Source organism: Spirochaetota bacterium (assembly GCA_040756435.1).
In the GTDB taxonomy this organism is placed as follows: Bacteria; Spirochaetota; UBA4802; order UBA4802; family UB4802; genus UBA4802.
The window spans coordinates 1-6,270 of the sequence record JBFLZD010000099.1 but is presented as its reverse complement, the minus strand read 5'-3'; the positions used below and the strand labels follow the sequence as shown (position 1 = coordinate 6,270).

The following is a 6,270-nucleotide window of genomic DNA, read 5'->3' as shown; positions in this document are numbered from 1 at the left end:
ATTTGAGGTTTGAAATTTTTAAAATAAGATAGTGATTGATAATTATATTAAGAATAAAAAATATAAAATTTATGTTGTAGAATATAGATACATATAATACTGTTGCCATTGCTATAAATGAAAATATATAGAATAAATATTTGGCCCTGTTAATACCTAAAATTATTGGCACGGTAACGTTACCAATAATGAGATCACCATTGAACCCAATAAAATCCAGTAATAAATTTCTAGATATTATCAAATATGATAGAAAGATTATTAATGATAAAACAATACCTGTATGTATCTCACTCAATGTGGTATCCTGGAAAGCATAGCAAGCTGGTATAAATAACGTAACGATAATCCATCCAATATTAGCTGGAATTGACTTAATTGAATATAATGTTTTAATTAAGGAAGGTGTATATTTATTTATTAAGGATTTGAAATAATTAGAAGAATAAATCATTCCTGTTAGTAATATTGTATAATATACAAGAAGTGATAAATAATTTTGAATGTTAAATGTAATTATAATTGAAAACAAAATAACTGCAACAGTAGAAGCTAAAATTATAAAATGATTATTTTTGTGAAGTTTATATTTAAATGGATTTGTAATCTTAAGAGTATCTTTTAAAAAGTAGTTATTTACGGCATACATTATAAATATAAAAAATGCAGAAAGAAATGGTAATTTATATGATGACCATATACCTGATATTTTTTCTATTAAAAGGGACATGAAAAAACTGGCTATTGATGAAATAATATTTAATCTTATAGCAATTTCAAAAAAATGCATAATAAAATATAACAATGGATTTTCATATTTGTTTGATATGGAATATAATTTCTCCAGTACATTATTTATAATCCATCCAGGAGTTGAAGCGCCTGCTGTTACAAGAACATAGTTTGAATTTTTAAAATCTTCATCATTAAGCTCTTCTTCAGATTCAATATGGAATGTTTTAATATTACTGTTTTTACCTATTTGTGCCAATCTCTGGGTATTAGCTGAATTTTTACCACCTACAACAACTAATGTATCAATTCCTTCTTTTACAGCATTAATCACATCGCTTTGCCTTTTATGAGTAGAGTCGCAGATTGTATTAAAAATCAGTATATCATTATATTTTCTTTTTAAAATGTCAGTGATTTCTTCAAAAAGGCACTCATCAAAGGTTGTTTGTGCTACAACTATATATTTTAAACCATCAGGAATTTTTTTGATATCTTCAACACTGGATATTACGATAACACCAGCATCTGCATAGCTTTTAACACTCTCCACTTCTGCATGATGATTATCTCCTATGATAATGGCAAAATAACCTTCCCTGGAATACTTTTTGACAATACCCTGAACACGTGCTACCCGAGGGCACGTTAAATTAATGATTTTGGAAGCATTTTGTTTTAATAACCGTAATGATTCCTTGGGTATGCCATGTGTACGGATAGCTATTATTTTATTTTGAATGTCATTAATGGAATCAATTGTAATAATGCCTCGTGATTGAAGAATGGACACTGTTTGCGGGTTATGTATAAGAGGGCCAATAACATAGATTGGTTCACTACTTTTATTGATTACATCAACAATATCCAATACAGCTTTACGCACACCCATGCAAAAGCCAGTATTTTCAGCAATTTTTATTTTCATATATCATTTTCTACTGAGTAACAATATTAGGGTTACCTATTGTACCCATTATTTTAATTGTAATATTTTTTGTACCTGGTTTCATCATCGATTCTAACAAAACTTTATAATCTTCCAGAATACTGGATTGTGAATCGATTTGAATTGTTATATTAAGTGAAGAGTTCTGGAAGTAATTGGATAGGGTAATTGTCCCATATGCATTGCCTCTTATCTCTGAACCTGAGAATAAAAGATATTTAAGATTAATCATATTACCCTTTTCAAAAACCAGTTCTGACTTTATTTGTGAAATATTTATGTCTGGTATTTCAAAACCCTGTATAGAAATTCCTTTGATAGAAACATCCTTCATGCTTGAAATAATATTACCTTCTACTGGATACGGAATAGGTTTATTATATTTAAGATCATAGAAAATATCAGCGTTTGTTTTTATCTGTAATTTTTCACCTTTCAAATTCAGATTATGTATCTTTACTGCTCCATCATAATGATTAGTAATAAATATTGAAATGGGATTAATGGTAAAGTTAAATAAAACGTTCTGGAGAGTAATCTCCGTTCCATTTTTTAATTCTATGGTGATGTCTTCGGCTATTGAGTCGGTAATAGTATGTATTTTTAATTTACCTATGGATATATAATTAGCGATATTCTGCTCAACTTCCTTAATTTTATTCTGAATGATAATTTCATATGGGAAAGTAAAAAAAACAAATAGTATTATCATGATAATTGAAAGCACAAAATAGCGCCAGAAATATTGTACAGTAACTATCTCTTTAAGAACATTATAAAACCTGTCATAATATGTTTTTATCATTATTTTATAATCACTAAAATTCATATCATACATCCAGGAGATTATTGTAAAGTATAGCTTTCAATTTTTAAATTTGCATCATACAGATTGGGAGATTTATATGATTTATTAATTCTGAGATAGCTGATATTAACCAGCTTATTAGAACTTTCTATCTCATAAATAAATCTAAGCAAAGATTGTATCGACACCCCATCTAATTTCATATCGGTTGTTATTCGTATGTACTTGTTCTGAACATTTGTTTGATTACGCCGTGAGTAAGCAATATTTTTTGCTACATTGCTGTTTTGAGCCCATTGTTCAATCATTGTACTTATGTTTTCCGAATCACTTTTCAAAAGAGTCATATATTGATTTCGCTTTGTTTCCAGTTCTTTATAATTACTATATATTCTATCAAGCTGTTCTATTTTTTGTTTATCACTGACAATTATTGTATCAGAAGATGAAAAATAATTAAATAATGGCGTAAAAATAAAATTATATCCAATTATGAGTATTAATGTACCGATGAGAATTTTTAATAATAATTTTTCTCTATTAGAAAGCTTTATCATTATTTATTCCTCATTGACAGTAGTTTGACGTTTAGGCTTATTTGATTTGAATTTAATTGTCATTGAAAATTTTACATTATTTTGCATAACATTGGTATTGAAAACAACCGATTCAAATTTTTGTGTCTGTACTAATCTATTTTTAAATTCATCAATTTTTGCTGTTGAATTGATTGACCCATCCAACCTGATAATGCTTTCATTAATAACCATATTATTTAAATCAAAATTTGCATCATATGGGAAATTAGACACTAACAAATTGAGAATCTCTATCATTTTATCATCAATCTTGAGAAAAGATTCTATGCTATCCACCTCTCGTTTTAATGTGGCATATCGGTTTGTTGCTTCTTTAATAGGGTCTTCAGGAATCATATTGGTAAGAAAATACCGTTTATATCTATCTTCAAGAATCCTGTTATAATATGATGATGATGATAATTGGTAGATCAATGATAAAATAATGAATAAGACAAGAAAAAGTACACTTAGTGAGCCATAAAAAAGGGCAATATAAAAATTCTTTTTAGACTGTTGAAATTGTGATACCTGAAATTCATCTTTAAGAAGATTGATAGTTTTTTGTTTTGAGCGATTAATATAATCAATTAAAGTCCCAAAAGCAATGTAGAATTGTGATTGGACCTCAGTATCGCTGGTTTGGTTCATCAAAGTTTGCATTACAACTGGTATTTGCAATTGTTGAGATAGAATTGTACTAAAACCTGTAAGCAATGCACCACCACCTGATATAATAATTCTTTGTAATGAGAAATTTTCATATTTTTGAGTTTCAGCATTGATAAATAGCAAAACTTCGTTGATTAGAATATCAATTTCATTCTGGATATTGGTAAATATTGTTTTAAATTTTTGCTGCGTAATATTTAGTTTTTTATGTAAGCCATAATGTATATTATTTTCAAAAGATGATAAATCAAAAGAATGATTTGAAATGAATTGGTTCAAGCCATATTGTTCAGATAGTATCTTATTTAAATGATCTTCAATATTCTTCACGCCAAATAAAAGACAACGAGTTGCACATAAATGGTTGTTAATAATTAAATTAATAATAGATTTTTCATATCCAATATTGAGCTGAATAATAGATTCATTTTGTACTGTGTTGAAATAATTATACGATTGAAATAGTGAATTAAATTCAACTCCAACAAATGCAGGATTCAGATTATATTTAGAGAAAATTTCTATTATTTGATGGATTAAAGTTTTTTGCGCAACAACCGCAATTACATCCATTCCTTCTAGATTTTCAGTTTGAATTGGCTGGAAATCATAAATCACTGAATCCATATCAAGTGGGATTGAATCTGCAATTTCGTATCCAATTACTTCTGATATCTGTCTAATGTTTTTAAAAGGGAAATTTAAGGTATAAAAAAATAATTTATTTGAAGTCAATGTTGTAATAACAGTATAATCAGTTAAATCATTTTGTGAAAGTATCTTATCAATTCCATTAGTTATTCTTTCCATTTTATTATCAATTGAAAAATCAAGATCCTCGATAATAAGGGATTCAACCTGGAAATTTTTAAAACCAGTTTTTGCTTTGATGCATTTTATTGAAAATGAACCTATATCAAAAACAGCAATATTTTCAAACAAGGTAAACCTCCAGTCTTATTCCTCTGACCAGTTTATAATTTGTTTGCGTTCCCTATGGTAATAGGCAACAATGCTTAAAGAAGTTGAACCTGCCTTCCCAATAGACTTTATTTTAAAAATATATGAACGAACAGTTAACAGGTTTTTTCGTATAGTTTCATCAGTAATTATATCACTGATTTCATCAACATTTTTAAATGGTTTTTGCAATCTTCTTCTTATAATTTCTGTCACTTTATCATCTGTCATGGCGTCTGTCAATGCAGATAATACTCTGAAACTGGCAGTATTTATATTAATTTTATTAATATCATTCAAATAGTCACTGCGCTCGCCATTTACTCTGAAATAATTATATAATGCTCTATTTTTCTCTTTCCCAATCTTTATTAGTGACATATCTTTTGAAATCTCAATTTTGGTACCACCGCTTAATGATTCAATCACATTCTGTAATCCTTTGTTATTATCTACAAGATTACTTTCCAAACCATAATTGCCGCCACCTAATCCATAAAATATGAGAGGTGAAATACCTTTAATAAGCAACAATTCATTAATTGTATCTAACGCAGCATTTTTGGCTTTATATGGCTTTTTTAAGTTTTGATAATAATCAGAAGTTTCTGCACCATACGGTGAACGGGCATCATCAATGTCCACCCAGTCTAGAATGCAATCAGCAAGGTCTATGGGCAAACCCATATTAATAAAAAATCGTTGTGTGATAATATAATAGGGTGTTTGGTCAACAAATTCATTAGCCAGTACACTTACATTTATTTTTGAATTTTCATCTTCAATGAGCAATTGAATATTACCATTTTCCAGTGGAATTTCAGGCAAAGGAAGAGCCCAAATATCTTTATATGAATCAACATTAGGGTCTGTTTCAATGTCCCCACTTAAAAAATTTGCAATTGAACCTTTTTTATCAGCTTCAAGTAATTCTATAGCTAAATTTATCCCTGAACGTGCAATCCAATAAGCCTTTTGCCTGTTAGTAAATGATTGCAGGTATCTGGTATTTGTTTGAGCCAAAATTAAAAATTCTGATGAAATCGATATGATAGCAGCTATGATAATTAATACTATTATCAAAACATAACCCCGATTGGTTTGATTTTTATATAATTTTTTAATAGATTTTTTTATCAGTATTAACATGATTATACGTATCTATCTGCTTAAATTAATATATGATATAAATACAAATTTTTCATCATTGCCATTTGGATTTTTTACTATTAAAGTAGTTTTCACAGAATTTGGGAATCGACGATATTCACGGGAATCCCATTTATCGGTGAATTTTTGAGCTATGCCAAATTCAAATTTACAATCAACAACATTGGATAGTATATATGAACTATCGCCACCATTAAGAGGGTCTTCATCGTAAGTAATATCACATCTTCTCATCAGATAGTAAAGATAGTTGCCATTTTGGTCAGGTTGTTCCATTTGTTTTAAATAATATCCCACTTCAAAAACATCAGTTTGCGGCATTGACTCAGATAGTTTACCTGCAAGCAACGTATCTACTGAATTGATAGTAACAAAATCAACTTTTCCCAAACTTTTATTGC

At 28.5% G+C, this 6,270-nt stretch carries 6 protein-coding genes; all 6 read right to left on the bottom strand.

Annotated features, from left to right (window positions below; all coding sequences use genetic code 11):
• The coding region (ispH, locus tag AB1444_16035) for a 4-hydroxy-3-methylbut-2-enyl diphosphate reductase (protein MEW6528165.1) at nt 1–1,660 on the bottom strand (1,660 nt) is incomplete at its 3' end.
• A 10-nt stretch (nt 1,661–1,670) separates the two neighbouring features.
• Nucleotides 1,671–2,510 carry a type II secretion system protein GspN gene (gene gspN, locus AB1444_16030; GenBank protein MEW6528164.1) on the bottom strand — a complete coding sequence of 280 codons (840 nt, stop codon included), beginning with the start codon at nt 2,508–2,510 and terminating at the stop codon, nt 1,671–1,673.
• Between the two features lie 17 nt (nt 2,511–2,527).
• On the bottom strand, nt 2,528–3,046 hold the full coding sequence (locus tag AB1444_16025) for a hypothetical protein (GenBank protein ID MEW6528163.1): 519 nt from the start codon (nt 3,044–3,046) through the stop codon (nt 2,528–2,530).
• A 3-nt stretch (nt 3,047–3,049) separates the two neighbouring features.
• Nucleotides 3,050–4,681: a pilus assembly protein PilM gene (pilM, locus tag AB1444_16020; protein MEW6528162.1), complete on the bottom strand. Its 1,632-nt coding sequence runs from the start codon at nt 4,679–4,681 to the stop codon at nt 3,050–3,052.
• A gap of 15 nt (nt 4,682–4,696) precedes the next feature.
• A complete protein-coding gene (locus AB1444_16015) occupies nt 4,697–5,782 on the bottom strand; it encodes a general secretion pathway protein GspK (GenBank protein MEW6528161.1) in 1,086 nt (361 codons plus the stop codon).
• A 78-nt stretch (nt 5,783–5,860) separates the two neighbouring features.
• Nucleotides 5,861–6,270, bottom strand: a 410-nt coding sequence (locus AB1444_16010; GenBank protein ID MEW6528160.1) for a hypothetical protein, incomplete at its 5' end; no start/stop codon positions are given.